General features: G+C 51.7%; 1 protein-coding gene. It reads right to left on the minus strand.

All coding sequences use genetic code 11. From position 1 onward, the window contains the following. The coding region (locus tag AC07YV_RS29860) for an SEL1-like repeat protein (protein ID WP_494990407.1) at positions 1-802 on the minus strand (802 nt) is incomplete at both ends.

Below are 802 nucleotides of genomic sequence, written 5' to 3' on the forward strand. Positions count from 1 at the left end.
TTCTCCGGAGGTGGTGTGGAGTCCCTTTTTTTCAGCCATTCGAAGGTGCCGTCCCAGTCCGGGAGTTTGGCGGGGGGGAGCGGGACGATGCTGTCGATGTCGGGGACCTTGGCACCAAGGTCTTCAAAGCGGTCGAGGAACTCCTCGATTATTGCGTAGCGTCGGGAGCGCTCTGGATCCTCAGCCAGCGCAAAATAATACAACCGGTCTTTTGGATCTGGTGTTGCAAACCCTCCGCTCAAGAACCCGGCACTATTACTACTGCCATTTCGGGTGCCGGACTGAAAACCCTCAATAGCTTCAGGATAAGAGTGCCGCACCTTTGAAAACATTCCGTAATGGTAAGCGCTCTGCGCATGCCCCTGATTCATCGCGCAACGACGCATATCAAGAACTACTTGTTTCGCAGGCGTAATCCCTTCAAGCAACTTCGACACGTAAAACTGCGCATCGGGGTTGCCCAAGTCCGCAGCTCTTCGAAAATATGCATGTGCTCGACTGGTATCCTGTTTGACCCCATATCCAAGCTCCAGGTAATGCCCCATATCGTAGTAGCCGCCTGGAACACCTGCCGAAATGAGCGACTCGACAATATCGATGACTTTCTTGCCAGGCTCATCACTTTTAATCATGCCTTGTGATATCAACGTATGCAGATTGGTGCCAGCCTTGTAGCTGCCCGCTGCGTAACCTAATCGATAAAATCTGGCAATCTGTTGATAGTCCTTTTGAGCAACCCCTGAATCAAGGAATCGTGCATAGTTATAAAGGCTCTGAGCACTTTCACTAACAGGCGGCAGGC

It is taken from the genome of Pseudomonas sp. GW456-E7 (genome assembly GCF_059424105.1).